Source organism: Citrobacter sp. Igbk 16 (genome assembly GCF_028069755.1).
Classification (GTDB): domain Bacteria; phylum Pseudomonadota; class Gammaproteobacteria; order Enterobacterales; family Enterobacteriaceae; genus Citrobacter.
The window spans coordinates 44,606-69,855 of record NZ_JANEWJ010000007.1; the positions used below are offsets into that span (position 1 = coordinate 44,606).

Genomic DNA, 25,250 nt, shown 5'->3' on the forward strand with positions numbered 1-25,250 from the left:
CAGTGCCGCTGGCGCTGCGCATATCAGGCCTACATGTGTTATTTTGTAGGCCGGATCAGGCGCTTTTCACCGCCATCCGGCTTAACAAAGAGTGAATTCCTCGCTTTTTTCCTTCCCGAACTGAAATAAATTAGCGACCTGGCTGGTGGCTGGTTTATCATCAATATAAATAATACTACCAGGCTTATCCGTTTTATCCCTTTTCCTGAGGTTGATGTGCAGTTAACAAGTTTCACCGATTACGGATTACGTGCGCTAATCTACATGGCGTCGCTACCCGAAGGACGTATGACCAGTATTTCTGAGGTGACAGAAGTCTACGGCGTGTCCCGTAATCATATGGTCAAAATAATCAATCAACTTAGCCGGGCGGGCTTCGTTACTGCTATTCGTGGAAAAAATGGCGGCATCCGCCTGGGCAAACCGGCTAAGGCTATTGGAATTGGTGATGTGGTTCGCGAGCTGGAACCCTTATCGCTGGTTAACTGTAGCAGCGAGTTTTGCCACATTACCCCTGCCTGCCGACTCAAGCAGGCGCTTTCTAAGGCAGTGCAAAGTTTTCTCACGGAACTGGACAACTACACACTTGCTGATTTGGTTGAAGAGAATCAACCGCTTTATAAATTATTGCTGGTGGAGTGACGAAAATCTTCATCAGAGCTGACAATGGAGGAACCTCGATGTCACAAGATCCTTTCCAGGAGCGCGAAGCTGAAAAATACGCGAACCCTATCCCGAGCCGGGAATTTATCCTCGAACATTTAACTAAACGTGAAAAACCGGCCAACCGCGATGAGCTGGCCGCTGAACTCAATATTGAAGGTGAAGAGCAGCTGGAAGCGCTGCGTCGCCGCCTGCGCGCGATGGAGCGTGACGGGCAACTGGTCTTTACCCGTCGTCAGTGCTACGCGCTGCCGGAGCGTCTTGACCTGCTAAAAGGCACCGTTATTGGCCATCGTGATGGCTACGGTTTCTTGCGCGTCGAAGGACGCAAAGATGATTTGTACCTGTCCAGCGAGCAGATGAAAACCTGCATTCATGGCGATCAGGTACTGGCACAACCGCTGGGTGCGGATCGTAAAGGCCGCCGCGAAGCACGTATCGTGCGCGTGCTGGTACCGAAAACTAGCCAGATTGTTGGTCGCTACTTTACTGACGCTGGTGTGGGATTTGTCGTACCGGACGATAGCCGACTGAGTTTTGACATCCTGATCCCGCCTGAAGAGGTGATGGGTGCCCGTATGGGCTTTGTGGTGGTGGTTGAACTCACTCAGCGCCCGACTCGTCGTACCAAAGCGGTGGGTAAAATTGTCGAAGTGCTGGGCGATAATATGGGCACCAGCATGGCCGTTGATATGGCTCTGCGTACTCATGAAATTCCCTACATCTGGCCGCAGGCAGTAGAGAAACAGGTCGCCGGTCTGAAAGAAGAAGTACCGGAAGAGGCGAAAGTCGGGCGTGTTGATTTGCGCGATTTACCGCTGGTTACTATCGATGGTGAAGATGCGCGTGACTTTGACGATGCCGTTTACTGCGAGAAAAAGCGTGGCGGCGGCTGGCGTTTATGGGTGGCGATTGCTGACGTAAGTTATTACGTTCGCCCACCGACCCCGCTGGACCAGGAAGCCCGTAGCCGCGGTACATCCGTGTACTTCCCATCGCAGGTTGTTCCAATGCTGCCGGAAGTGCTGTCAAACGGATTGTGTTCGCTCAACCCGCAGGTGGACAGGCTGTGTATGGTCTGTGAAATGACCATTTCGTCGAAAGGTCGCTTAACCGGCTTTAAATTCTACGAAGCGGTAATGAGCTCCCATGCGCGCCTGACTTACACCAAAGTCTGGCACATGCTGCAGGGCGACCAGGAGCTGCGTGAACAGTACGCGCCGCTGGTTAAACACATTGAAGAGCTACATAACCTCTACAAAGTACTGGATAAAGCGCGGGAAGAGCGCGGCGGTATCTCGTTTGAGAGTGAAGAGGCGAAGTTTATCTTCAATGCTGAACGCCGTATTGAGCGTATTGAGCAGACGCAGCGTAATGACGCGCACAAACTGATTGAAGAGTGCATGATCATGGCGAATATCTCAGCGGCGCGATTCGTTGAGAAAGCCAAAGAGCCTGCGCTGTTCCGTATTCACGATAAGCCAACGACCGAAGCGATTAACTCTTTCCGCTCGGTACTGGCCGAGCTGGGGCTGGAGTTGCCTGGTGGTAACAAACCAGAGCCGCGTGATTATGCCGAACTGCTGGAGTCGATTGCTGATCGACCTGACGCAGAAATGCTGCAAACTATGCTGCTGCGTTCGATGAAGCAGGCGATTTACGATCCGGAAAACCGCGGTCACTTTGGTCTGGCGCTGCAATCTTATGCACACTTTACCTCGCCGATCCGTCGTTACCCGGACCTCTCGTTGCACCGTGCTATCAAATATCTGCTGGCGCAGGAGCAGGGTCATAAAGGTAACACCACGGAGACGGGGGGCTACCATTATTCGATGGAAGAGATGCTGCAACTGGGCCAGCACTGTTCGATGGCAGAGCGCCGTGCTGACGAAGCCACGCGCGATGTTTCTGATTGGCTGAAGTGCGATTTTATGCTGGATCAGGTCGGTAATGTCTTTAAGGGCGTTATTGCCAGCGTGACGGGTTTTGGCTTCTTTGTTCGTCTTGATGAGCTGTTTATCGACGGTCTGGTGCATGTCTCCTCGCTGGATAACGACTACTATCGTTTTGACCAGGTAGGGCAACGCCTGACAGGCGAATCCAGCGGTCAGATGTATCGCCTTGGCGATCGTGTGGAAGTCCGTGTAGAAGCCGTCAATATGGACGAGCGCAAAATCGACTTTAGTCTGATTTCCAGCGAACGTGCTCCGCGCAATGAGGGTAAAACCGCGCGCGAAAAAGCCAAAAAAGGCGATGCAGGTAAGAATACCGGTAAACGTCGTCAGATGGGCAAAAAGGTGAATTTCGAGCCGGACAGTGCTTTCCGCGGTGAGAAAAAAGGCAGAACCAAACCTCAGGCGGATAAAAAAGCGGCTGAGAAAAAAGGCGACAAAAAAGCGAAAAAGCCTTCGGCGAAAACGCTTAAAATCGCTGCCGCCACCAAAGCCAAACGCGCGGCGAAAAAGAAAGTCACGGAATAAGCCATAAACCGTAAGCCGGGTGGCCAGCGTGCCGCCCGGCGTTACACCTAAACTATTAACGAGTACATTCATGAGTGAAATGATTTACGGCATCCATGCGGTGCAGGCTCTGTTGGAGCGTGCGCCTGAGCGCTTTCAGGACGTCTTTATTCTCAAAGGTCGCGAAGATAAACGTCTGCTGCCGCTGATCCATGCACTGGAAGCACAGGGTGTTGTCATCCAGTTAGCTAACCGCCAGTTCCTGGATGAGAAAAGTGAGGGTGCGGTTCATCAGGGGATTATTGCGCGCGTGAAGCCGGGTCGTCAGTATCAGGAAAACGATCTTCCGGATCTGATCGCGGAACTCGACCAGCCGTTCTTTTTGATCCTCGATGGCGTCACCGATCCGCATAACCTGGGCGCATGCCTGCGTAGCGCAGACGCTGCCGGTGTGCATGCGGTGATCGTGCCGAAAGATCGTTCTGCACAATTGAATGCGACGGCGAAAAAAGTTGCCTGTGGCGCGGCAGAAAGCGTACCGCTGATCCGCGTGACCAACCTGGCGCGCACCATGCGTATGTTGCAGGAAGAGAACATCTGGATTGTTGGTACCGCGGGCGAAGCTGACCATACGCTGTATCAGAGCAAAATGACCGGGCGTCTGGCACTGGTAATGGGCGCAGAGGGCGAAGGTATGCGTCGTCTGACCCGTGAACATTGTGATGAACTGATCAGCATCCCAATGGCCGGGAGCGTTTCATCGCTTAACGTCTCTGTCGCGACGGGAATTTGCCTGTTTGAAGCCGTCCGTCAGCGCGGGTAATTGATTCCCTCTTCTCTTAAGCCATCCTTCGGGATGGCTTTTTTGTGACCTTTATCCCAGGCATCCTCTTCTCTGACTGACCATACTTATGGTGATGGCCATTGACGGAGGGAGACACAATGCACTGGCAAACGCATACCGTTTTTAACCAACCTGTACCGCTCAATAACAGCAACTTATACCTGTCCGATGGCGCATTGTGTGAAGCCGTTGCTCGCGAAGGCGCGGGCTGGGACAGCGATCTTCTCGCCAGTATTGGCCAGCAATTAGGGACCGCGGAATCGCTTGAGTTGGGCCGCCTGGCCAATGCCTTTCCCCCCGAATTATTGCGTTACGATCCGCAAGGGCAACGACTGGATGATGTGCGGTTTCATCCCGCGTGGCATTTACTGATGCAGGGATTGTGCGCAAACCGCGTGCATAACCTGGCCTGGGAAGAGGAGGCCAGGCAGGGCACGTTTGTTGCCCGGGCTGCACGTTTTATGCTGCATGCGCAGGTGGAGGCGGGCACCTTGTGCCCGATAACCATGACCTTTGCTGCTACGCCGCTGTTACTGCAGATGCTACCTTCACAATTTCATGATTGGTTTACCCCTCTGCGCAGCGATCGCTATGACTCACATTTGCTGCCCGGTGGACAAAAGCGTGGGGTGCTGATTGGTATGGGAATGACGGAGAAGCAAGGGGGTTCAGATGTGCTGAGCAATACCACTCAGGCTGAACGTCTTGCAGATGGCTCATATCGCCTGGTGGGACATAAATGGTTTTTCTCCGTGCCGCAAAGCGATGCGCATTTGGTACTGGCGCAGACAAGAGGGGGCTTATCCTGCTTTTTTATGCCGCGATTCTTGCCTGATGGTCGACGCAACGCCATCCGCCTTGAACGCCTGAAAGATAAGCTCGGTAACCGTTCTAATGCCAGTTGCGAGGTCGAGTTTCAGGATGCTATCGGCTGGCTGCTGGGCGAGGAAGGGGAAGGTATTCGCCACATCCTGAAAATGGGCGGTATGACGCGTTTCGACTGCGCGCTGGGTAGTCACAGCATGATGCGACGTGCTTTTTCCGTGGCGATTTATCATGCACATCAGCGGCAGGTATTTGGTAAACCTTTGATCGAACAACCGATGATGCGTCAGGTACTAAGCCGAATGGCATTGCAGTTGGAAGGGCAGACCGCATTACTGTTTCGGCTGGCGCGAGCCTGGGATCGCCGCACCGATGCGAAAGAAGCCCTGTGGGCCAGATTATTCACACCCGCAGCGAAATTTGCCATCTGCAAAAATGGCATGCCGTTTGTTGCCGAGGCGATGGAAGTGCTGGGCGGAATTGGCTATTGCGAGGAGAGTGAGTTGCCGCGTTTGTACCGTGAAATGCCGGTAAACAGTATCTGGGAAGGCTCCGGCAACATCATGTGTCTTGATGTATTGCGGGTACTGACGAAACAACCCGGCATGTACGATATGCTCAGTGAGGCTTTTGCCGAAGTAAAAGGGCAAGATCGTCATTACGATCGGATGGTGCGTCAGTTGCAGCAACACCTGCGTAAGCCCAGTGAGGCGTTGGCGAGGGAGATTACGCAGCAGCTTTTTCTGCTCGGGTGTGGCGCGCAGGTACTGCGTTATGCCTCTCCGCCAGTCGCGCAGGCCTGGTGTCAGATGATGTTGGATACGCGTGGTGTAAAACAGTTGTCTGCACAGGTGCAGAGTGATTTGCTACTGCGGGCGACGGGAGGAATACGGTAAGACTATGCCAGATGGCGATGCTGTCGCGTCGTATCCTGCCTACGTTCAATACCGGCAGGATACGTTTACGCCATCCGGCAATTTGTTATGCATAAAGTATGGCCTGTACGCGCCAGTTATCTGGCTGCTGTTCTTCATACATCTGAATAATCCGGTACCATGAGGCACCTTGTTCATCCGCTTTTAACGCCACAACGCGTTCTACGTCCTGCGGGTTTCCTGCAATGTTACTGACCGATATCAGGCCAATTTCGTTCAGGCCTGTTACGCAGTCAGCACTGGCGAACTCGGCAGACTGCGCCGTTGTACCTACCAGTCCAGCAGAAAGCAGCAGTGAGGATAAGGCAAGTGATTGTTTCATCGTCAGCTCCATTATTCGTACCCCTACACATGGCAGGGCATTCCATCGCGATAATAAACCTCAAGCTCCCTGCTGTTGGTTTATTGTGCACAGGTAAACGCATAGGGGCGCAAAGCAATGTAAAGCTGACTAAATTTCAACCCAATGTTATTTACGATACAAAATAGCTTGTGAATACCATTGGCCTGTCACTACGGTCTCATCAACTAATAAGACAACGTAATAATCAGCTTTAGCCGCGACGGCTTTGGCACGGATCTCTGCCAGCGCATCATCTGGAGAGCCTCTTACCAGCGCATTGACTGTCCCTATTCGCTGCAACCCGTTGCTCTGGTCGCGGCGGATTTCTTGCGGGTGGTCGGCTACGGGCGGTGCAGGTTGTGGTGTACCCTGTAGCACACTACAGGCGCTTAAAAACGTCACCAGCAACAAAGAGGCAAACCGACGCATAACTCTATCTCGTTTCCTGATAGCCATAGTGTAGTGCCTTATTAAATTCCCTTTAGGGGAATGTTCCCGAATTGTTATCTCTCACGCGATTTTCGAATGAAAATGTTGCGAAAGCGTAACCCAGTTCTCAACATTATGAATCATTGCTGAACACATTCACTTGCGTTAAGTATTTCTCCATGGCATACCAGAAAAAAAGAGGCGACAAATGATCGAAATTGAAACACGCCAGCTGGCTGGTATCCCTGTCCTGCACGCCGTTCCTGCGGGTAAACGCGAGTGCTCACTCCCTTGTATTATCTTCTATCACGGGTTTACCTCTTCAAGTCTGGTCTACAGCTATTTTGCCGTTGCTCTGGCACAGGCCGGATTCCGGGTCGTGATGCCAGATGCGCCCGATCATGGCGCACGCTCGACGAGTGACGCTCAGGGGAGAATGTATCGCTTCTGGCAGATTTTGCAGCAAAATATGCAGGAGTTTGCGACGTTACGTGCGGCGCTGGTGGCAGAAAATTGGCTATCAGATGAACGTCTTGCCGTCGGAGGAGCCTCAATGGGGGCAATGACGGCTCTGGGCATTATGGCGCGTCATCCTGACGTAAAATGTGCAGCGAGCCTGATGGGTTCGGGGTATTTTACCCGGCTTGCACAAACGCTTTTCCCCCCCGTAGTGGTTCAGACGCCAGAACAGCAGGCGGAATTTGATAAGATTATCGCCCCACTGGCCGAGTGGGATGTTACACATCAGTTGCAACGTCTGGCCGACAGACCATTACTGTTGTGGCATGGCCAGGATGACGATGTGGTTCCGGCTGTGGAAACGTTCCGTTTGCAGCAGGCGTTAATTCAGGCAGGTCTGGATAACCATCTAACCTGCCTGTGGGAAGCGGGTGTCCGACACCGCATCACGCCAGAAGCGCTCGCTGCGACAGTATCGTTTTTCCGCCAGCACCTCTAAACCCGTAAAATGTTCACGCCCTGAGCTTCAAGTTGTTCCAGGATCTCAGGGTTAGCATTTTTGCCGGTAATCAGCATATCGATTTGATCGGCACGGCTGAACAACATTCCCGCACGTTCTCCAACTTTACTGCTATCGACCAGCACCACCAGTTTGCCGACCACGTTGAGCATCTTTTGCTCGGCCATTGCCGTCAGCATATCGGTTTTATACAGTCCATCAGCGGTCAGCCCTTTACCACTCGTAAACATCCAGTGTCCGGCATACAGGCTATTTTCGCTGCCCTGTGGGCTAAGTGTGATGGATTGGCTCTTGTTGTATTGCCCTCCCATGATGATCACGCTTTCATGCTCCTGGTCGATCAGATAGTTTGCCAGTGGCAGATAATTGGTGATGATCTGCACGGGTTTGCCGCACATTTCGCGTCCGAGCAGGAAGGCGGTTGATCCGCAGTTGATCACCACGCTTTCGCCTGCATTCACTAACTGGGATGCCGCTTTGGCAATGCGAACTTTTTCATCGTGATTCTGTGCCTGGTGCAGATTCATCGGTGTCCAGCGTGGGCGCTGCTGGGTAATGGCTTCTGCGCCGTTACGGACTTTCTTGAGTTTGCCGCTTTCGTCGAGCTTGTTGATATCCCTGCGTGCTGTGGCCGGTGAAATCCCCAGGCGCTCAATTACGTTCTCAACGGTAACAAAGCCCAATTGCGCCAGCATATCCAGCAATATTTGATGTCTTTGTGCTTCAGTCATGAGCTATTCCGATACAAATTGATTTGAAAAGATGATATTTGAAATAGCCTGGAAATACTAAGTAAATGGGAAAAAATGCCGGGAGAAACCGGCATTTTGTATGGATTACAGGAAGGATTTAAACGGTAAATCCGGCTCAATCGTAAAGCAGTCATCAAAGCCGCGTGGATAGTGATATTCGAAGTTATCTTTATCCAGTGGCCAGGTGAACTTGCCGCCGACCTGCCAGATAAACGGTTTGAAATTATACTTCAGGCGGTCTTTTTTCATGTCCCACAGGACGCGGATCTCCTGTGGATCAGCCTGGAAGTTTGACCAAATATCATGATGGAAAGGGATCACCACTTTTGTATTCAAGGATTCCGCCATACGCAGTATGTCGGAACTGGTCATCTTGTCCGTAATCCCACGTGGGTTTTCACCGTAGGAGCCGAGTGCGACGTCGATCTGATACTCATTTCCGTGCTTGGCGTAGTAGTTTGAGTAGTGGGAGTCGCCACTGTGGTACAACGTGCCGCCCGGAGTCTTGAACAGATAGTTGACTGCGCGTGCATCCATACCATCTGGCAGAACGCCTGCGGCTTTTTGGTCGGCTGGCAGGGTGATTAACGCAGTACGGTCGAACGCGTCAAGCGCATGAATTTCAATATCTTTTATCTTAACAACATCACCTGGTTTTACCACAATACAGCGCTCTTGTGGTACGCCCCAACCTATCCACAGATCGACACAGGTTTGTGGTCCAATAAACGGGACATTGTCAGCACAGTTCTGCATGATGGCAGCGGCGACATTCACATCAATGTGATCGTTATGATCGTGCGTAGCAAGAACCGCATCGATCTGACGAATAGCAAACGGATCAAGGACAAACGGCGTCGTGCGCAGATTGGGTTGTAGTTTCTTTACACCCGCCATGCGCTGCATTTGGTGGCCGGTTTTCATCAGTGGATTGCCGTGGCTTTGTTTACCGGTGCCGCACCAGAAATCGACGCAGACGTTCGTCCCGCCTTCCGACTTCAGCCAAATTCCAGTACAGCCAAGCCACCACATCGCAAAGGTGCCCGGTGCAACCTGTTCCTGCTCGATCTCTTCATTTAGCCAACTTCCCCATTCCGGGAATGTGTTCAGGATCCATGATTCACGCGTGATGCTTTTTACTTTACTCATCGCATTTACCCTCATGTTTATTCATATCGAATCATAACGTGATTTAATTTGATTGATACTGACATCATTTTATCAAGAAGGCAATGTGCTGATTTTTTATGTCACCGCAAGGAATGGGGAGAATTCACAGGGTTATAAGTTGTTTTTGTATCAGTGTTTAATTGTATTTATTTGTTTTATCAGAAGTTATTTTTTTACTGTTGAATAGCGAACAAGACCTTTCTTACAGTGAGAGAATTATTTGCGTACTGCATCACATTTAATCAAATTCAATCTTGTTGTGATTACTTTTGAAAACTAGAGTGGGGGCACAACATCCTGGGCATCTGTAATGAATGTTCAGCAACTTCGTCTACTGGAGATCGTTATGGAGATCCTCTACAACATCTTTACCGTCTTTTTTAATCAGGTTATGACTAACGCCCCACTGCTGCTGGGGATTGTGACCTGTCTCGGCTACATCTTGCTGCGTAAAAGTGTCAGCGTCATTATCAAAGGCACGATCAAAACGATCATCGGCTTTATGTTGCTGCAGGCAGGGTCCGGCATCCTGACCAGCACGTTCAAACCGGTAGTGGCTAAGATGTCTGAGGTCTATGGCATCAATGGGGCAATTTCAGATACCTATGCCTCAATGATGGCAACCATTGAACGCATGGGGGATGCCTATAGCTGGGTGGGGTATGCGGTGCTGTTAGCGCTGGCGCTGAATATTTGTTACGTACTTCTTCGACGTATTACCGGTATCCGCACCATCATGTTGACCGGACACATCATGTTCCAACAGGCGGGGCTGATTGCGGTTTCTCTGTATATCTTTGGTTACCCGATGTGGACCACCATTATCTGTACGGCGGTACTGGTGTCGCTCTATTGGGGTATTACCTCCAACATGATGTATAAGCCGACGCAAGAAGTGACCGATGGCTGTGGCTTCTCCATTGGTCACCAGCAGCAGTTCGCCTCCTGGATTGCTTACAAAATTGCCCCCTATCTCGGTAAGAAAGAAGAGAGTGTCGAAGACCTTAAACTGCCGGGCTGGCTGAATATCTTCCATGACAACATCGTTTCAACCGCGATCGTGATGACTCTTTTCTTCGGTGCAATTCTGCTCTCTTTTGGTATTGATGTAGTCCAGGCGATGGCGGGAAAAACGCACTGGACGGTGTATATCCTGCAAACTGGTTTCTCGTTCGCTGTTGCCATTTTCATCATCACCCAGGGTGTGCGTATGTTCGTTGCTGAACTTTCAGAAGCGTTCAACGGTATTTCTCAACGTTTGATTCCTGGGGCAGTACTGGCGATTGACTGTGCGGCGATATACAGCTTTGCCCCAAACGCTGTGGTCTGGGGTTTTATGTGGGGCACCATTGGTCAACTGATTGCTGTTGGCATTCTGGTAGGCCTCGGCTCTTCCATTCTGATTATTCCCGGCTTTATTCCAATGTTCTTCTCTAACGCCACTATCGGCGTATTTGCTAACCATTTTGGCGGCTGGCGAGCGGCGCTCAAGATTTGTCTGGTGATGGGCATGATCGAAATATTTGGCTGTGTCTGGGCGGTAAAACTCACCGGTATGAGTGCCTGGATGGGAATGGCTGACTGGTCGATTCTGGCTCCACCTATGATGCAAGGGTTTGCCTCTATCGGGCTGATTTTTATGGCCGTCATTATTCTGATTGCACTGGCTTATATGTTTTTCGCAGGACGCACCTTGCGCGCTGAGGAAGACGCAGAAAAACAACTGGCAGAACACTCTGCTTAATAAGGAGTTCCGATTATGACCGTACGTATTCTGGCTGTATGTGGCAACGGACAGGGCAGTTCCATGATCATGAAAATGAAGGTGGATCAGTTTTTAACTCAGTCAAATATTGACCACACGGTGAACAGCTGCGCAGTGGGTGAGTATAAAAGTGAACTGAGCGGCGCGGACATTATCATCGCCTCTACCCATATCGCCGGCGAAATTACCGTTTCTGGCAATAAGTATGTAGTAGGGGTGCGCAACATGCTGTCTCCCGCTGATTTTGGTCCAAAACTGCTGGAAGTGATTAAAGAACACTTTCCGCAGGACGTGAAGTAAGGACGCGGAATATGAAACTACGTGATTCGCTGGCGGACAATAATTCCATCCTTTTGCAAGCTGAGGTCAGTAACTGGCAGGACGCGGTAAAGCTGGGCGTGGATCTGCTGGTTAAGGCTGATGTGGTCGAGCCACGCTACTACCAGGCCATTCTCGACGGGGTTGCACAGCACGGTCCTTATTTTGTGATTGCCCCTGGGCTGGCTATGCCGCATGGGCGCCCTGAAGAGGGGGTTAAAAAAACCGGTTTTGCGTTGGTCACGCTGAAAACACCGTTAGTGTTCAACCATGAAGATAATGACCCGGTCGACATCCTGATCACAATGGCGGCGGTTGATGCTAATACGCATCAGGAAGTCGGCATCATGCAGATCGTTAACCTGTTTGATGATGAAGCCAATTTTGACCGTTTACGCGCCTGCCGCACCGCGCAGGAAGTGCTGGATTTAATTGATAACGCCACTGCGGCGGCTGTTTAAAGGAACAATAAAATGTCATTACCTATGTTGCAGGTTGCGCTGGATAACCAATCAATGGCTTCTGCGTATGAAACGACGCGGCTGATTGCCGAAGAGGTGGATATTATTGAGGTCGGCACCATCCTTTGTGTTGCTGAAGGCGTACGCGCCGTACGTGATCTGAAGGCGCTCTATCCACATAAAATTGTGCTGGCGGATGCCAAAATTGCCGATGCGGGAAAAATCCTGTCGCGTATGTGCTTTGAAGCCAATGCCGACTGGGTCACTGTGATTTGCTGTGCAGATATCAACACTGCCAAAGGTGCACTGGAAGTGGCGCACGAGTTTAATGGCGACGTACAGATTGAACTGACTGGCTATTGGACGTGGGAACAAGCACGAGAGTGGCGCGAAGCGGGTATTGGGCAGGTGGTATATCACCGCAGCCGCGATGCGCAGGCGGCCGGTGTGGCATGGGGGGAGGCGGATATCAGTGCCATCAAACGTCTGTCTGATATGGGCTTCAAGGTCACCGTTACCGGGGGGCTGGCGCTGGAAGACCTGCCGCTGTTCCAGGGGATTCCGATTCATGTCTTTATTGCTGGTCGCAGCATCCGCGACGCCGCCTCTCCGGTGGAGGCTGCGCGTCAGTTCAAACGTTCCATTGCCCAACTGTGGGGATAAGGAGCGGACATGTTGTCAAAACAGATCCCACTTGGCATCTATGAAAAAGCGCTCCCTGCCGGGGAGTGTTGGCTGGCGCGCCTTCGCCTGGCAAAGGAGTTGGGTTTTGACTTTGTCGAAATGTCGGTTGATGAAACCGACGCGCGCCTGTCGCGGCTTGACTGGAGCCGCGAACAGCGTCTTACGCTGGTCACCGCTATTGCCGAAACCGGTGTGCGTGTCCCCTCTATGTGCCTGAGCGCCCACCGTCGTTTCCCGCTGGGTAGTGAAGATGATGCGGTACGCGAGCAGGGGCTTGAGATTATGCGTAAAGCGATTCGGTTTGCACAAGATATCGGCATTCGCGTTATTCAGTTAGCTGGGTATGACGTCTACTATCAGCAGGCCAACAACGAAACGCGTCGCCGTTTTCGCGATGGCCTAAAGGAAAGTGTCGAGATGGCGAGTCGCGCACAGGTCACACTGGCGATGGAGATCATGGATTATCCGTTGATGAATTCGATCAGTAAGGCGCTGGGCTATGCCCACTACCTCAATAATCCGTGGTTCCAGCTCTATCCTGACATTGGCAATTTGTCGGCGTGGGATAATGACGTACAGATGGAACTGCAGGCGGGTGTTGGGCATATCGTGGCGGTGCATGTGAAAGATACCCGGCCGGGTATCTTTAAAAATGTCCCCTTCGGTGAAGGGGTTGTTGATTTCGAACGCTGTTTCGAGACGCTCAAGCAGAGTGGGTATTGCGGGCCATACCTGATTGAAATGTGGAGTGAAACGGCGGAGAACCCCGTGCTAGAAGTGGCAAAGGCGCGCGATTGGGTGAAAGCGCGGATGGCCAGTGCCGGTCTGATGGAGGCAACATGATACAAGAGCTCAAGCAGCAGGTTTTTGCAGCTAACATGGATCTTCCACGCTACGGGCTGGTGACCTTTACCTGGGGCAACGTCAGCGCCATCAATCGTGAACATGGGCTGGTGGTGATTAAACCTAGCGGTGTTGCCTACGAAACCATGCAGGTCGACGACATGGTGGTGGTAGATTTGGACGGAAACGTGGTTGAAGGGCGCTATCGCCCTTCTTCAGATACCGCCACCCATCTGGCGCTGTATCGCCGTTATCCGTCGCTTGGCGGCGTGGTGCATACCCACTCAACTCATGCCACAGCGTGGGCGCAGGCGGGTCTGGCAATACCTGCGCTTGGCACGACGCATGCGGATTACTTCTTTGGCGATATTCCCTGTACCCGGGCTTTAACTGAAGCTGAAGTTCAGGATGAGTATGAGCTGAATACCGGCAGGGTGATTGTTGAAACGTTGGGGGAGGTCGAACCTTTACATACGCCAGGCATCGTCGTGTATCAGCATGGCCCGTTTGCCTGGGGCAAAGATGCTCACGAGGCGGTGCATAACGCGGTGGTGATGGAAGAGGTGGCAAGAATGGCGTGGATTGCGCGTGGCATTAATCCGGCGCTAAACCCCATCGACGATTATCTGATGAATAAGCATTTTATGCGTAAGCATGGTCCAAACGCCTATTATGGACAGAAGTAACGGCTAAGTCCTGGAGCCAAATCATTCAGGGGATGTTATCGATCTGGCTTCAGGGCTTTTTTGCAAAAAAAGCCCCCAATAAAGGGGGCAAGTCAAACTGTGGCAATGTTCTCGTTGGTTATTTCCGGGTGCTAGCGATAAATGTCTGCGCTGGCGTGTATGTTGCCGTTACTACCGGGTTCTCTGATGAGGATCTCGTGGTAGTAAGTTGCGCCTTGCGCATCTGTCTCTTCGTTCAGAGCTTGAGTGGCTTCACTTTCAGTGGCGAAGTTATGATTTATGTAAATTACGCCTAAGCTCTGTACATCATCCATATTTCTGGCCTGATGATTGTCAATTTTGATGGCTGCCATTGCATTTGCGCTCAGCAAAAGCACAGCCAGAAGGGTCAAAACACGGGCTCGCATATGTACCTCCTCGACTGCGGTCTTTGGTTGCTTGTCTCCTGTGAGTCGTTAGCTTCTGATGTAATTTTAACCGCAACCAACGTAGTCGATAGCGACCATTTCTGATGCAGTTGTTCAAAAAATTACCGCATTGCCATCTTTCCTTTAATTAACAGTCAGCTGATATCTACCGCTGCGATAAAAAATACCTGTTTCCCAGGCATAAACTCTTACCAAATTGTCAATTTTACCAGAGGAGTACGCCGTTTATAGTGGGCTGAATAATCAACATAACTTTATGATTATAAGGCAAAAACTTATGGATACTTCATTCATGAATTTCAGCTACTTTGTGATTATGTTTATGGTCGCGCTGGTGGCTGGCTTTATTAACGTGGTGTCTGGCGGCGGCGGGTTTCTCTCTATTGGCGCATTACTGATTTCCGGTTTACCCCCGGCTAATGCGCTGGCAACCAATAAGATTCAGGCGTTGGGCAGTTCGCTGACCTCTGGGATTTACTTTTTACGCCGGGGACACATCAACGTACAGGAACATAAGTCTGTGTTCTTATCTGCTTTTATTGGTTCGGCGTTAGGTACGACGCTTATTCAGTTCATTGAGCCTGAACTGCTGAGAAAACTGCTGCCGGTACTGATTATTGCTGTCGCTATCTACTTTATTTTTGCGCCTAATCTCAGCGAGCCGAAGAGAAAGCAAAAAGTCTCCCTGTTTCTCTTTTCGTTGATCGGTGGTGGTTGTATTGGTTTTTATGATGGATTTCTCGGCGCTGGGGCCGGCTCCTTTTATACGCTCAGCTATATCCTGTTGTGGGGATACAGCATCGATAAGGCGCAAATTCACTCTAACTTTATTAACCTGGCGTCGAACATCGCCTCGATTTTGTTTTTCATTTTCGGCGGTAAAATGATCTGGTCGCTGGGGCTGGTGATGTTTGCCGGGCAGTCCCTCGGCGCACGTCTTGGCGCGACGGTCGTACTGACGCGTGGCAAGAAAGTCATCCGACCCATGATTGTGATTGTCTCCATTTGCATCAGCGTCAAAATGCTGCTGGATATGTATTAATGGCGACATGATAAATAATCGTACAAGCGCCTTGAGTTTACCTGCTGACCCCAGTATTATGACGCGTCATTTTTCAGCCGACCTTTAACACGTTCCTTGCCTCCATGGGCCTCGGCTGACCCAGACAGGAGGCTGAATAATCCGTAAGGAGCAATTCGATGCGTCATTACGAAATCGTTTTTATGGTCCATCCTGACCAGAGCGAACAGGTTCCGGGTATGATCGAACGCTACACTGCTGCCATCACTGGTGCAGAAGGCACGATCCACCGTCTGGAAGACTGGGGCCGCCGTCAGCTGGCTTACCCGATCAACAAACTGCACAAAGCTCACTACGTTCTGATGAACGTTGAAGCGCCGCAGGAAGTGATCGATGAGCTGGAAACTACCTTCCGCTTCAACGATGCCGTTATCCGCAGCATGGTTATGCGTACTAAACACGCTGTTACCGAAGCATCTCCGATGGTTAAAGCGAAAGACGAGCGTCGTGAACGTCGCGATGATTTCGCTAACGAAACCGCAGATGATGCTGAAGCTGGGGATTCTGAAGAGTAATTTCTGATGACCAACCGTCTGGCGCTGTCCGGCACTGTGTGCAGGGCTCCCCTTCGAAAGGTCAGTCCATCAGGAATTCCTCATTGCCAGTTCGTGCTTGAGCATCGTTCTGTGCAGGAGGAAGCCGGCTTTCACCGGCAGGCGTGGTGCCAAATGCCCGTTATTATTAGCGGACACGAAAACCAGGCCATTACTCACAGTATAACGGTCGGTAGCGCAGTGACCGTTCAGGGGTTCATCTCTTGCCATAAGGCAAAGAACGGCCTGAGCAAAATGGTTCTGCATGCCGAGCAGATTGAATTGATAGATTCTGGAGACTAGCCATATGGCACGTTATTTCCGTCGTCGCAAGTTCTGCCGTTTCACCGCGGAAGGCGTTCAAGAGATCGACTATAAAGATATCGCTACGCTGAAAAACTACATCACCGAAAGCGGTAAGATTGTCCCAAGCCGTATCACCGGTACCCGTGCAAAATACCAGCGTCAGCTGGCTCGCGCTATCAAACGCGCTCGCTACCTGTCCCTGCTGCCGTACACTGATCGTCATCAGTAATCGGTCACGGTCCATTAATACGACTTTGAGAGGATAAGGTAATGCAAGTTATTCTGCTTGATAAAGTAGCAAACCTGGGTAGCCTGGGTGATCAGGTTAACGTTAAAGCGGGCTATGCTCGTAACTTCCTGGTACCACAGGGTAAAGCTGTTCCTGCTACCAAGAAAAACGTTGAATTTTTCGAAGCGCGTCGCGCTGAACTGGAAGCCAAACTGGCTGACGTTCTGGCCGCTGCTGAAGCTCGTGCTGAGAAAATCAACGCACTGGAAACCGTAACCATCGCGTCTAAAGCTGGCGACGAAGGTAAACTGTTCGGTTCCATCGGTACTCGCGACATCGCTGACGCTGTAACTGCAGCTGGCGTTGACGTTGCTAAGAGCGAAGTTCGTCTGCCGAACGGCGTTCTGCGTACCACTGGTGAGCACGAAGTGAGCTTCCAGGTTCACAGCGAAGTGTTTGCTAAGCTGACTGTAAACGTAGTTGCAGAATAAGTTTTTATTCTGATGACCGCGTAAAAGCGCCGGCCTTGTGCCGGCGTTTTGCTTTTCTACCCTCCTGTTTTTCGCTCTGGCTATTCTTTGTCCTTTTCGGGATAATCATAAAAATAAAACATTATTTCAAAGTGGTGATGGAATGGAACCAACGCACCAACCTCTGTTCGCGCGTAAAAATGTTGTCTACCTGGGCGCAGCCTTCTGTTGTCTGTTGTGGGGGAGCGCTTATCCAGCGATAAAAAGCGGATACGAGATCTTCCAGATTGCCACGGATGACATTCCGTCAAAAATTGTCTTTGCCGGATATCGTTTCCTGTTTGCGGGATTATTGCTGTTGCTGCTGGCGATGGTGCAACGTAAACCGATTGGCAGGTTAAGCCCACGTCAGTTTGGCCAGCTTACGCTGCTTGGGTTGACGCAAACCTCACTGCAATACATTTTCTTTTATATCGGTCTGGCATTCACGACGGGTGTAAAGGGGTCAATCATGAACGCTACCGGTACATTCTTTAGCGTGCTGTTGGCCCATTTTATCTATCAAAACGACAAACTAAGCTACAACAAAGCGCTGGGTTGTATTCTGGGTTTTACCGGCGTGATGGTGGTGAACTTTAACAGCGGAATGGATTTTAGTTTCAGCCTGTTAGGGGACGGTTCAGTCGTGATGGCGGCCTTTATTCTCTCTGCGGCCACGCTATACGGTAAGCGCATTTCTCAGACGGTAGACCCAACGGTCATGACAGGTTACCAACTGGGGATGGGCGGTCTGGCGCTGGTTATCGGCGGCTATGCTTTTGGCGGGACACTGACCGTACACGGCTCTGCTTCAGTGGCTATTCTGGGTTACCTGACGTTGCTTTCATCGGTGGCCTTCGCGTTGTGGAGCATTTTGCTCAAGTACAACCGCGTGGGAATGATCGCGCCGTTTAACTTCCTGATCCCAGTTTCAGGGGCGGTGCTGTCGTCAATTTTCCTCGGTGAGAACATTCTCGAATGGAAATATGCGGTGGCGCTGGTGCTGGTCTGTTCGGGGATTTGGTGGGTGAATAAGGTGAAGCGGTAACGCCTGATGGCGCTACTGCTTATCAGGCCTACAATCGCGGGGGGCGTAAGCCGGGTAAGGCGAAGCCGCCACCCGGCAATCAGTACATTTAACGGGCGCGAATAAAACTGCCGTTGGGCTGGCGGGTAAACAACACCTGCTGACCATTTCCGCTATCAATGGTTAACCCGGTCACCACCCCGTTAGCATTCTGCCTGATTTGGATCATCTGGCCGTCTTTCAAATTGCTCAGTGGCTTTCCGGCACCTTCCACTTGCGCCATTGCGTACACATCAGTTGGCGGAAGGTTATGGTCCCGGAAGACCTGCGCCAGCGTTTTCCCAGAGTCTACGCGGTAGGTACGCCACTGCTGCTCAATACCACTATTCTGCTGAAAGGGCTGTGTCTGAGACTGTGATTGCTGGTTCTGTGGCTGTGTATCGGGATCGCCTTCCTGGATGGGTTCCGGCGCAACGGGAGCCACCTGGCCGGGATCATTTTGTGGTGCGACCAACTGTGCCTGAAGCTGTGCTTCAGTTGGCGGCTGGGACTGCGACTGCAAATCCAGCTGCGCATTACGCGTGACCACCGGGGTATCGTTGGTGTCATTGGAAGGGAGCAGGAAACCTATCACCAGCACGATGGCAGCAGCAATAATGCCACGGCGATGCATAGGCGGTAGCGGGTCCATAATGCGAAAATTGTCCGGTGCATGCCAGATTTTCGCCAGGGTTGGTTTTAATTCAAAGCGCCCGGGCATGGCTTTCCTCCTGCTCCGCGTCTCGTTCCTCTGTCATAGAGTATAGATCGCTAACTCTATGATACTTGTTCAGGTACCCGCTTTCGTGACATTGATGCGGGCAATAGCATTGTTTCTTTTTCCTCGCGATTTGTCATCTGTTCCCGAGACAAAGTTTTACCGGATGCGGCATGGCTGATATGCTGCCCGCTACTTTACATCCGATGAAAGGAAATATGATGGCTACCCCGACTTTTGACACTATCGAAGCGCAAGCAAGCTACGGCATTGGTTTGCAGGTAGGACAGCAGCTGAGCGAATCCGGTCTGGAAGGGCTGTTGCCTGAAGCGCTGGTAGCGGGTATCGCTGATGCGCTGGAAGGTAAACACCCGGCAGTGCCTGTTGATGTTGTGCACCGTGCGCTGCGTGAAATTCACGAACGTGCTGATGCAGTACGTCGCGAGCGTTTCCAGGCTATGGCGGCTGATGGCGTCAAATATCTGGAAGAAAACCGTGAGAAAGAAGGTGTGAATAGCACTGAATCCGGTCTGCAGTTCCGTGTGTTGACTCAGGGTGAAGGTTCTATCCCGGCACGTACCGACCACGTACGCGTGCATTATACCGGTAAACTGATCGACGGTACCGTGTTTGACAGCTCTGTTGCGCGTGGTGAACCAGCTGAATTCCCGGTTAACGGCGTGATTCCAGGCTGGATTGAAGCACTGACCCTGATGCCGGTAGGTTCCAAATGGGAACTGACGATTCCTCAGGAACTGGCTTACGGTGAGCGTGGCGCTGGTGCGTCCATTCCTCCGTTCAGCACGCTGGTATTTGAAGTTGAGCTGCTTGAAATCCTGTAAGCAGTGACTTCTGTTCCCCCCGACGCTGGGGGGAGCAACAAAATAGCGTGAAAAGCTATTGTTATGCCGATGTCGATATTTTATCTTGCAAATGATGTTATTGCGTGTATTTTTGTGAACTGATTCTCGCTATCAGAGTGATATGACACTCACTTTAAACATAAAATTAACATTATATCTAAATCTTAGTATTCATCCCGCCGATTCTTACCTAATATCGATGAGTCCTGCCAACAGGATCGTCGTATCATAGACACACTAAAGGCCGTAGAGCCTGAACAACACAGACAGGTACAGGAAGAAAAAACATGGTAGATCAGGTAAAAGTCGAAGCCGTTGAAGAGGCTTCGTCTGAACAGTCGCTACGGCGTAATCTCACAAACCGTCATATTCAACTTATTGCCATTGGTGGCGCTATCGGTACCGGCCTGTTTATGGGGTCAGGGAAAACCATCAGCCTCGCCGGGCCGTCGATCATTTTTGTCTATATGATCATCGGTTTTATGCTGTTTTTCGTGATGCGGGCAATGGGAGAATTGCTGCTCTCGAATCTCGAATACAAATCCTTTAGTGATTTCGCCTCCGACCTGCTCGGGCCATGGGCCGGGTATTTTACCGGCTGGACCTATTGGTTCTGCTGGGTGGTTACCGGGATGGCAGACGTCGTTGCGATTACGGCGTATGCGCAATTCTGGTTCCCCGGACTGTCAGACTGGGTGGCATCGCTGGCGGTGATCATTCTGTTGCTGGCTCTTAACCTCGCCACGGTGAAAATGTTTGGTGAGATGGAGTTCTGGTTTGCGATGATCAAAATCGTCGCCATTGTCGGCCTGATTGTCGTCGGTCTGGTGATGGTACTGACGCACTTCCAGTCGCCAACCGGCGTTCAGGCTTCGTTTACTCATCTGTGGAATGACGGTGGCTGGTTCCCGAAAGGTCTGAGTGGCTTCTTTGCGGGCTTCCAGATAGCAGTCTTCGCGTTTGTTGGTATTGAACTGGTGGGTACGACGGCTGCAGAAACTAAAGATCCGGAAAAGTCTCTGCCGCGCGCGATTAACTCGATTCCAATCCGTATCATCATGTTCTACGTTTTCGCGCTGATCGTGATTATGTCCGTGACGCCGTGGAGCTCGGTGGTTCCCACTAAGAGCCCATTCGTTGAACTGTTTGTGCTGGTAGGTCTGCCAGCGGCGGCGAGCCTGATTAACTTTGTGGTGCTGACATCAGCGGCCTCTTCCGCAAACAGCGGCGTGTTCTCTACCAGCCGTATGCTGTTTGGTCTGGCTCAGGAAGGTGTTGCGCCAAAAGCGTTTGCTAAGCTGTCTAAACGTGCGGTGCCGGCGAAAGGCTTGACCTTCTCCTGTATCTGCCTGTTGGGCGGCGTGGTAATGCTGTACGTGAATCCGAGCGTAATCGGTGCGTTCACCATGATCACCACCGTGTCGGCAATCCTGTTTATGTTTGTCTGGACCATCATTCTTTGCTCTTATCTGGTGTATCGCAAACAGCGTCCACACCTGCATGAGAAATCGATCTACAAGATGCCGTTAGGCAAGCTGATGTGCTGGGTATGTATGGCGTTCTTCGTCTTCGTACTGGTGCTGCTGACGCTGGAAGAGGATACCCGTCAGGCGCTGATCGTCACGCCGCTGTGGTTTATCGCGCTGGGTCTGGGCTGGTTGTTTATCGGTAAGAAACGTATGGCAGGTACGCGTTAATCGCTAAGCAGTGAGGTGTAGGCCGGATAAGGCGTTTATGCCGTCGGGATTGCCTGATGCGCTGCGCTTATCAGGCCTACGTTCAAGGTCGTTGTAGGCCCGGTAAGGCGAAGCCGCCACCGGGCAAAAGGTTACTCCCCGGCTAACGCACGCGGGAACAACACATTGTTTTCCAGACTGATGTGTTCCATCAGATCGTCGATCATCTCGTTAATGCCGTTATACATTGCTTTCCATGTGGTGCAGGCTTCTGGCGGCGGCGTTACGTTGTTGGTGATGTGCTTGATCACTTCTACCAGTTCGCCGGCCTCGTCATGTTCGCTTTCCATCACGCTGATTGGTCCCATCGCCTGACTCCCCATTCCCTGTTTGATCATTGGGAACAGAATTTGCTCTTCTTTCATCATGTGGCTTGACAGCTCTTCATGCAGCATCGTCAGGTTCTTCGCCAGACCACGCGGTACGCTCGGCTTGTCGGCATGAACACGTTCAACTTTAGTGGCTTGCAGGATCAGCTCCGGCAGCTGTTCGCGGTGGCGGTCATGATAACGTATGACGATATGGTCGATGATTTCTGCCAGTGCCACGGTGCGCCAGTCTTTTTCCAGCGGCTGCTCAGCCAACTGAGCGAGCTGCGCTTCGATAGCTTCCACATCCAGCTCTTTACGTGCGGCAGCGCGTGCCAGCGTTTGCTTACCGCCGCAGCAGTAATCCATATCGTATTTACGAAACAGTGCCGACGCGCGAGGAATAGAGAGCGCCAGTTCACCTAAAGGTTGATCGCGATAAGACATAGCCGTTACCTCATTCTCAATAATATAAGATGCATTTTAAATGCAACTTATTAGGAAGGATATACCCCTTTCGAGGCAGAGGATTTTGTGATGACTGTCACGAAAAATTCTTGTCTCTTTAACATGCTGAATCTTATTGAAAAGGGGTAACGCGGTGAAAAAAGCTACGCCGCAAGATTAAATAAGCCGACGCTGCTGCCGATAGTTAGACCTCAGACAATACCTGCATAATTAAAAGGCAACAGATGTTCAAACGAATCAAAGTGATAACCTTACTTATCACCGTGTTACTCGCCCTGGGCGCGATGCAGCTCATTTCCGCAGGCGTTTTTATTGGCGCGCTTAAAAACGACAAGGAAAACTTTAACGTTTCTCAACTTTCCAGCCAGAACGTGGCGGAGTTTACCGATGCATGGATTAGCCTGAACCAGGCTCGTGTCACGCTCAATCGGGGCATGCTGCGTTTGCAAGGGACGATGGCGAGCGAAATTAATGGCGGACAGTTGACGGAGTTAGTGAACACGGCGAATCGCCTGCTGGCAGACGCAAAAGAGCATTACGATAAATACTACGCGCTGCCGGAAACGCCGGGTCTGGATGAAAGTCTGGCAGACCGACTGGAAGAACAGTACGGTATCTATTCTACTGCGCTTGCAAAAATGAACGCGCTGCTGGCTGAAGGCAAACTGGAAGACATGTTCAAACAGAATGCCGAGCAAAAGCAGACGGCCATGCAGGAGGTTTATCAGGAGTGGCGTGCCGCACAAGCCGCACTGGCGAATGAGGGAGTACGGGATAACGAAAATGATTACCAGAAAATTATCTGGTTGTTGTCCGCCGTACTGTTGATTGTGTTGACCGTCATTATCGTCAGTTGGATTGCCATGCAGCGTGTCCTGCTGAAACCACTCCACGAGGTGATGGGACATATTCGCCATATCGCTTCAGGTGATCTGACCCACACTATTACCGCCGATGGCAGTAACGAAATGGCGCTATTGGCACAGAACGTCCGTGATATGCAGCAGGCGCTGGCGAATACGGTTAGCGTGGTACGTGACGGTGCGGATACTATCTATACCGGTGCGGGTGAAATTGCCGCAGGCAGTAACGATCTCTCTTCGCGCACTGAACAGCAGGCTGCTTCTCTGGAAGAAACTGCTGCCAGTATGGAACAGCTCACGGCCACCGTAAAACAGAATGCGGACAATGCGCGACAGGCGACCAGCCTTGCAAAAAATGCCTCGCAGACGGCGCAGAAAGGCGGAACAGTGGTCGACGGCGTGGTGCGTACGATGGATGAAATCGCCACCAGTTCCAGCAAAATTGCGCAAATTACCACGGTTATCGACGGTATCGCTTTCCAGACGAATATTCTGGCATTGAATGCGGCGGTAGAAGCGGCGCGTGCGGGTGAACAGGGGCGCGGTTTTGCCGTGGTGGCAGGTGAAGTGCGCACGCTGGCGCAGCGTAGCGCTCAAGCGGCGAAAGAGATTAAGGCGCTGATTGATGACTCAGGGAATCGGGTCAATGCCGGTACGGCACTGGTGCATGAAGCGGGTGAGACGATGGCGGAAATTGTCAGTGCCGTCACTCAGGTTACCGATATTATGAGCGAAATTGCGTCGGCGTCCGATGAGCAGAGTCGGGGTATCGATCAAGTCGGGCAGGCCGTTGCCGAAATGGATCGTGTGACACAGCAAAACGCCTCGCTGGTGGAAGAGTCTGCCTCTGCAGCTGCCGCGCTCGAAGAGCAGGCGGCCAGACTGAATCAGACGGTGGCGGTGTTTAAAGTGTCGCGCCGGACGGCGGCGTAAACGCCTTATCCGGCCTACATGAGATCGTACAGTCCTTGTAGGCCTGATAAGCGCAGCGCCATCAGGCATCCCCTGAAACCGGCACTACCGCCGGTTTCTGCGGTTTTGACCGCACCGCAATTACCACGCCTATTACCAGCAGCGCAATACCGCTTAGCGTCAGCAATGGCGGCATCTCCTGACGCAGCATAAAGGTGTATAACAGACCCGCCAGTGTTTCAAAGACAATCAGCGGTCCGAGGATCACCGTCGGCAACTTCTGACTGGCGACGTTCCAGCACAGTGCGCCAACCCACGAGCACAATATCGCAATGGCGATCATCAGGCCGATAAACACGTCCGGTCGCGGGCCAAAGGGCAGCGAGAATTCCGGTGTTTGTCCACGCAGCCACAGGCAGGCTGCGATGTACCCCAGCAGCGAAACCGGAAGCGTCACCAGCGCCTGAGCCGTTGCCCACATCATTGGGTGCTTATCCGGGTTTTCCCGCAGCCAGCGGGCATTGCGTAGCGCGTACCAGGCCCAGCACACCACGGAGATCAGCGCCAGAGCGATGCCTGAACCATATCGCCAGCCGCTAAAATCAGGCAACCCCTGACTCAGCTCAGAGATATTCACGCACAGCAGGCCCATGCCGATCAGTACCAGCGCAGGAGCCAGGTGCCACCACGATAATTTGCCGTCGCGTTGGCTATAAAGCAGGTTGGCGAAGACCGGGATCACGACCGGTAATGTGCCGATGATCATGGTTGAAACCGGCGCGCCGGTGCGCTGAATGGCGCTGGCCAAGCAAACGTAATAAATCAGGTTGCCCATCAGGGTTAACGCCAGCGCCGTTATCCAGTCTTTACGCGTCAACTGACGCAGACGCCCGCGACCCAGCCAGGCCAACGGTAGTGCGATCAGCCCCAATGCCAGATAACGCCCCATCGACTGTAATACCGCCGGGTATTCCGGTACGAGCAAGGGTCCGACAAAAATTAATCCCCACATCAGCCCGGCAAGCAGGGCATACAACACACCGCTAATCATTTTTGACATCCACATCATTAAAC

Annotated in this window: 28 protein-coding genes; 20 read left to right on the plus strand and 8 right to left on the minus strand. The window is 51.8% G+C overall.

Annotated elements, in window-relative coordinates; all coding sequences use genetic code 11:
• Window positions 1-216: 216 nt before the first annotated feature.
• The 4 genes from nsrR (at window position 217) to NNO03_RS06980 (ending at window position 5,687) form a co-directional block, all read left to right on the plus strand.
• Complete coding sequence (gene nsrR, locus NNO03_RS06965) at window positions 217-642, plus strand: nitric oxide-sensing transcriptional repressor NsrR (RefSeq protein WP_005134424.1); 426 nt, start codon at window positions 217-219, stop codon at window positions 640-642.
• Window positions 643-680: 38 nt separating this feature from the next.
• Complete coding sequence (gene rnr, locus NNO03_RS06970; protein WP_271449153.1) at window positions 681-3,143, plus strand: ribonuclease R; 2,463 nt, start codon at window positions 681-683, stop codon at window positions 3,141-3,143.
• A 70-nt stretch (window positions 3,144-3,213) separates the two neighbouring features.
• Window positions 3,214-3,945, plus strand: coding sequence for a 23S rRNA (guanosine(2251)-2'-O)-methyltransferase RlmB (gene rlmB / locus NNO03_RS06975; protein ID WP_271449154.1), 732 nt, complete (start codon window positions 3,214-3,216; stop codon window positions 3,943-3,945).
• 119 nt (window positions 3,946-4,064) lie between these two features.
• Entirely contained in the window at window positions 4,065-5,687 is a 1,623-nt protein-coding gene (locus NNO03_RS06980; protein ID WP_271449155.1) for an isovaleryl-CoA dehydrogenase, read from the plus strand.
• 85 nt (window positions 5,688-5,772) lie between these two features.
• Here NNO03_RS06980 and yjfN read toward each other — a convergent pair whose 3' ends face one another.
• Window positions 5,773-6,048 carry a DUF1471 family protease activator YjfN gene (yjfN, locus tag NNO03_RS06985; RefSeq protein ID WP_005134428.1) on the minus strand — a complete coding sequence of 92 codons (276 nt, stop codon included), beginning with the start codon at window positions 6,046-6,048 and terminating at the stop codon, window positions 5,773-5,775.
• A 147-nt stretch (window positions 6,049-6,195) separates the two neighbouring features.
• Window positions 6,196-6,525 (minus strand): biofilm peroxide resistance protein BsmA, encoded by a 330-nt coding sequence (bsmA, locus tag NNO03_RS06990; RefSeq protein ID WP_271440281.1) that lies wholly within the window; start codon window positions 6,523-6,525, stop codon window positions 6,196-6,198.
• A 181-nt stretch (window positions 6,526-6,706) separates the two neighbouring features.
• Here bsmA and yjfP point away from each other — a divergent pair, with 181 nt between their 5' ends.
• Window positions 6,707-7,456, plus strand: coding sequence for an esterase (yjfP, locus tag NNO03_RS06995; protein WP_271449156.1), 750 nt, complete (start codon window positions 6,707-6,709; stop codon window positions 7,454-7,456).
• On the opposite strand, the gene ulaR is transcribed toward yjfP, so the two are convergent.
• Together ulaR and ulaG are read right to left on the minus strand one after the other, a co-directional pair.
• Window positions 7,453-8,208, minus strand: coding sequence for an HTH-type transcriptional regulator UlaR (gene ulaR / locus NNO03_RS07000; protein ID WP_271440283.1), 756 nt, complete (start codon window positions 8,206-8,208; stop codon window positions 7,453-7,455). The genes yjfP and ulaR overlap by 4 nt on opposite strands.
• Window positions 8,209-8,313: 105 nt before the next feature.
• Window positions 8,314-9,378 carry an L-ascorbate 6-phosphate lactonase gene (gene ulaG / locus NNO03_RS07005; RefSeq protein ID WP_271449157.1) on the minus strand — a complete coding sequence of 355 codons (1,065 nt, stop codon included), beginning with the start codon at window positions 9,376-9,378 and terminating at the stop codon, window positions 8,314-8,316.
• Window positions 9,379-9,745: 367 nt separating this feature from the next.
• Between ulaG and ulaA the strand changes: the two genes are divergently transcribed.
• Genes ulaA through NNO03_RS07035 form a run of 6 tightly spaced genes read left to right on the plus strand, consistent with a single transcriptional unit; the run spans window position 9,746 to window position 14,156 of the window.
• A complete protein-coding gene (gene ulaA, locus NNO03_RS07010; RefSeq protein ID WP_271449197.1) occupies window positions 9,746-11,143 on the plus strand; it encodes a PTS ascorbate transporter subunit IIC in 1,398 nt (465 codons plus the stop codon).
• A gap of 15 nt (window positions 11,144-11,158) precedes the next feature.
• Window positions 11,159-11,464, plus strand: coding sequence for a PTS ascorbate transporter subunit IIB (gene ulaB, locus NNO03_RS07015; protein WP_045439008.1), 306 nt, complete (start codon window positions 11,159-11,161; stop codon window positions 11,462-11,464).
• Between the two features lie 11 nt (window positions 11,465-11,475).
• A complete protein-coding gene (gene ulaC, locus NNO03_RS07020) occupies window positions 11,476-11,943 on the plus strand; it encodes a PTS ascorbate transporter subunit IIA (RefSeq protein WP_271449158.1) in 468 nt (155 codons plus the stop codon).
• 12 nt (window positions 11,944-11,955) lie between these two features.
• A complete protein-coding gene (gene ulaD / locus NNO03_RS07025; protein WP_271449159.1) occupies window positions 11,956-12,606 on the plus strand; it encodes a 3-keto-L-gulonate-6-phosphate decarboxylase UlaD in 651 nt (216 codons plus the stop codon).
• 9 nt (window positions 12,607-12,615) lie between these two features.
• Window positions 12,616-13,470: an L-ribulose-5-phosphate 3-epimerase gene (locus NNO03_RS07030; protein WP_271440287.1), complete on the plus strand. Its 855-nt coding sequence runs from the start codon at window positions 12,616-12,618 to the stop codon at window positions 13,468-13,470.
• The gene (locus NNO03_RS07035; protein WP_271449198.1) at window positions 13,470-14,156 is read left to right on the plus strand and encodes an L-ribulose-5-phosphate 4-epimerase; all 687 of its coding nucleotides are present in this window, start codon (window positions 13,470-13,472) and stop codon (window positions 14,154-14,156) included. Before NNO03_RS07030 ends, NNO03_RS07035 begins: the two co-directional genes overlap by 1 nt.
• A gap of 131 nt (window positions 14,157-14,287) precedes the next feature.
• On the opposite strand, the gene yjfY is transcribed toward NNO03_RS07035, so the two are convergent.
• Window positions 14,288-14,563, minus strand: coding sequence for a DUF1471 family protein YjfY (yjfY, locus tag NNO03_RS07040; RefSeq protein WP_202039800.1), 276 nt, complete (start codon window positions 14,561-14,563; stop codon window positions 14,288-14,290).
• Between the two features lie 298 nt (window positions 14,564-14,861).
• Between yjfY and NNO03_RS07045 the strand changes: the two genes are divergently transcribed.
• The 6 genes from NNO03_RS07045 to NNO03_RS07070 all read left to right on the plus strand — a co-directional run bounded on the left by NNO03_RS07045 (window position 14,862) and on the right by NNO03_RS07070 (window position 18,290).
• On the plus strand, window positions 14,862-15,626 hold the full coding sequence (locus NNO03_RS07045) for a TSUP family transporter (protein ID WP_271449160.1): 765 nt from the start codon (window positions 14,862-14,864) through the stop codon (window positions 15,624-15,626).
• Window positions 15,627-15,784: 158 nt separating this feature from the next.
• Window positions 15,785-16,180 carry a 30S ribosomal protein S6 gene (gene rpsF / locus NNO03_RS07050; RefSeq protein ID WP_003025672.1) on the plus strand — a complete coding sequence of 132 codons (396 nt, stop codon included), beginning with the start codon at window positions 15,785-15,787 and terminating at the stop codon, window positions 16,178-16,180.
• A 6-nt stretch (window positions 16,181-16,186) separates the two neighbouring features.
• A complete protein-coding gene (gene priB, locus NNO03_RS07055) occupies window positions 16,187-16,501 on the plus strand; it encodes a primosomal replication protein N (protein WP_003025674.1) in 315 nt (104 codons plus the stop codon).
• Window positions 16,502-16,505: 4 nt separating this feature from the next.
• Window positions 16,506-16,733 (plus strand): 30S ribosomal protein S18, encoded by a 228-nt coding sequence (gene rpsR, locus NNO03_RS07060; protein WP_000135199.1) that lies wholly within the window; start codon window positions 16,506-16,508, stop codon window positions 16,731-16,733.
• Window positions 16,734-16,774: 41 nt separating this feature from the next.
• A complete protein-coding gene (gene rplI / locus NNO03_RS07065) occupies window positions 16,775-17,224 on the plus strand; it encodes a 50S ribosomal protein L9 (protein WP_137383988.1) in 450 nt (149 codons plus the stop codon).
• Between the two features lie 142 nt (window positions 17,225-17,366).
• Entirely contained in the window at window positions 17,367-18,290 is a 924-nt protein-coding gene (locus NNO03_RS07070) for a DMT family transporter (RefSeq protein WP_202039798.1), read from the plus strand.
• Between the two features lie 88 nt (window positions 18,291-18,378).
• Here the strand turns inward: NNO03_RS07070 and NNO03_RS07075 are convergent, their stop codons facing one another.
• Window positions 18,379-19,029 (minus strand): OapA family protein, encoded by a 651-nt coding sequence (locus NNO03_RS07075; RefSeq protein ID WP_271449161.1) that lies wholly within the window; start codon window positions 19,027-19,029, stop codon window positions 18,379-18,381.
• Between the two features lie 218 nt (window positions 19,030-19,247).
• Between NNO03_RS07075 and fklB the strand changes: the two genes are divergently transcribed.
• Together fklB and cycA are read left to right on the plus strand one after the other, a co-directional pair.
• Window positions 19,248-19,868: an FKBP-type peptidyl-prolyl cis-trans isomerase gene (gene fklB, locus NNO03_RS07080; RefSeq protein ID WP_170974407.1), complete on the plus strand. Its 621-nt coding sequence runs from the start codon at window positions 19,248-19,250 to the stop codon at window positions 19,866-19,868.
• Window positions 19,869-20,176: 308 nt separating this feature from the next.
• Window positions 20,177-21,586: a D-serine/D-alanine/glycine transporter gene (gene cycA / locus NNO03_RS07085; RefSeq protein ID WP_271440290.1), complete on the plus strand. Its 1,410-nt coding sequence runs from the start codon at window positions 20,177-20,179 to the stop codon at window positions 21,584-21,586.
• Between the two features lie 131 nt (window positions 21,587-21,717).
• On the opposite strand, the gene ytfE is transcribed toward cycA, so the two are convergent.
• The gene (gene ytfE, locus NNO03_RS07090; protein ID WP_137383984.1) at window positions 21,718-22,380 is read right to left on the minus strand and encodes an iron-sulfur cluster repair protein YtfE; all 663 of its coding nucleotides are present in this window, start codon (window positions 22,378-22,380) and stop codon (window positions 21,718-21,720) included.
• Window positions 22,381-22,625: 245 nt separating this feature from the next.
• Here ytfE and NNO03_RS07095 point away from each other — a divergent pair, with 245 nt between their 5' ends.
• The gene (locus NNO03_RS07095; RefSeq protein ID WP_271440291.1) at window positions 22,626-24,197 is read left to right on the plus strand and encodes a methyl-accepting chemotaxis protein; all 1,572 of its coding nucleotides are present in this window, start codon (window positions 22,626-22,628) and stop codon (window positions 24,195-24,197) included.
• 61 nt (window positions 24,198-24,258) lie between these two features.
• Here NNO03_RS07095 and NNO03_RS07100 read toward each other — a convergent pair whose 3' ends face one another.
• Window positions 24,259-25,227, minus strand: a complete 969-nt coding sequence (locus NNO03_RS07100; protein ID WP_271449199.1) for a DMT family transporter — start codon at window positions 25,225-25,227, stop codon at window positions 24,259-24,261.
• Window positions 25,228-25,250 lie beyond the last annotated feature (23 nt).

Coding starts and splice junctions, on each gene's coding strand:
- NNO03_RS07030 (WP_271440287.1), top strand. CDS start 12,616: ATGTTGTCAAAACAGATCCCACTTGGCATCTATGAAAAAGCGCTCCCT.
- NNO03_RS07095 (WP_271440291.1), top strand. CDS start 22,626: ATGTTCAAACGAATCAAAGTGATAACCTTACTTATCACCGTGTTACTC.
- yjfN (WP_005134428.1), bottom strand. CDS start 6,048: ATGAAACAATCACTTGCCTTATCCTCACTGCTGCTTTCTGCTGGACTG.
- rpsR (WP_000135199.1), top strand. CDS start 16,506: ATGGCACGTTATTTCCGTCGTCGCAAGTTCTGCCGTTTCACCGCGGAA.
- NNO03_RS07075 (WP_271449161.1), bottom strand. CDS start 19,029: ATGCCCGGGCGCTTTGAATTAAAACCAACCCTGGCGAAAATCTGGCAT.
- ulaG (WP_271449157.1), bottom strand. CDS start 9,378: ATGAGTAAAGTAAAAAGCATCACGCGTGAATCATGGATCCTGAACACA.
- NNO03_RS06980 (WP_271449155.1), top strand. CDS start 4,065: ATGCACTGGCAAACGCATACCGTTTTTAACCAACCTGTACCGCTCAAT.
- yjfY (WP_202039800.1), bottom strand. CDS start 14,563: ATGCGAGCCCGTGTTTTGACCCTTCTGGCTGTGCTTTTGCTGAGCGCA.
- ulaB (WP_045439008.1), top strand. CDS start 11,159: ATGACCGTACGTATTCTGGCTGTATGTGGCAACGGACAGGGCAGTTCC.
- NNO03_RS07070 (WP_202039798.1), top strand. CDS start 17,367: ATGGAACCAACGCACCAACCTCTGTTCGCGCGTAAAAATGTTGTCTAC.
- NNO03_RS07100 (WP_271449199.1), bottom strand. CDS start 25,227: ATGATTAGCGGTGTGTTGTATGCCCTGCTTGCCGGGCTGATGTGGGGA.
- ulaR (WP_271440283.1), bottom strand. CDS start 8,208: ATGACTGAAGCACAAAGACATCAAATATTGCTGGATATGCTGGCGCAA.
- rplI (WP_137383988.1), top strand. CDS start 16,775: ATGCAAGTTATTCTGCTTGATAAAGTAGCAAACCTGGGTAGCCTGGGT.
- rnr (WP_271449153.1), top strand. CDS start 681: ATGTCACAAGATCCTTTCCAGGAGCGCGAAGCTGAAAAATACGCGAAC.
- ytfE (WP_137383984.1), bottom strand. CDS start 22,380: ATGTCTTATCGCGATCAACCTTTAGGTGAACTGGCGCTCTCTATTCCT.
- yjfP (WP_271449156.1), top strand. CDS start 6,707: ATGATCGAAATTGAAACACGCCAGCTGGCTGGTATCCCTGTCCTGCAC.
- priB (WP_003025674.1), top strand. CDS start 16,187: ATGACCAACCGTCTGGCGCTGTCCGGCACTGTGTGCAGGGCTCCCCTT.
- NNO03_RS07045 (WP_271449160.1), top strand. CDS start 14,862: ATGGATACTTCATTCATGAATTTCAGCTACTTTGTGATTATGTTTATG.
- ulaC (WP_271449158.1), top strand. CDS start 11,476: ATGAAACTACGTGATTCGCTGGCGGACAATAATTCCATCCTTTTGCAA.
- ulaD (WP_271449159.1), top strand. CDS start 11,956: ATGTCATTACCTATGTTGCAGGTTGCGCTGGATAACCAATCAATGGCT.
- cycA (WP_271440290.1), top strand. CDS start 20,177: ATGGTAGATCAGGTAAAAGTCGAAGCCGTTGAAGAGGCTTCGTCTGAA.
- rpsF (WP_003025672.1), top strand. CDS start 15,785: ATGCGTCATTACGAAATCGTTTTTATGGTCCATCCTGACCAGAGCGAA.
- rlmB (WP_271449154.1), top strand. CDS start 3,214: ATGAGTGAAATGATTTACGGCATCCATGCGGTGCAGGCTCTGTTGGAG.
- bsmA (WP_271440281.1), bottom strand. CDS start 6,525: ATGGCTATCAGGAAACGAGATAGAGTTATGCGTCGGTTTGCCTCTTTG.
- fklB (WP_170974407.1), top strand. CDS start 19,248: ATGGCTACCCCGACTTTTGACACTATCGAAGCGCAAGCAAGCTACGGC.
- ulaA (WP_271449197.1), top strand. CDS start 9,746: ATGGAGATCCTCTACAACATCTTTACCGTCTTTTTTAATCAGGTTATG.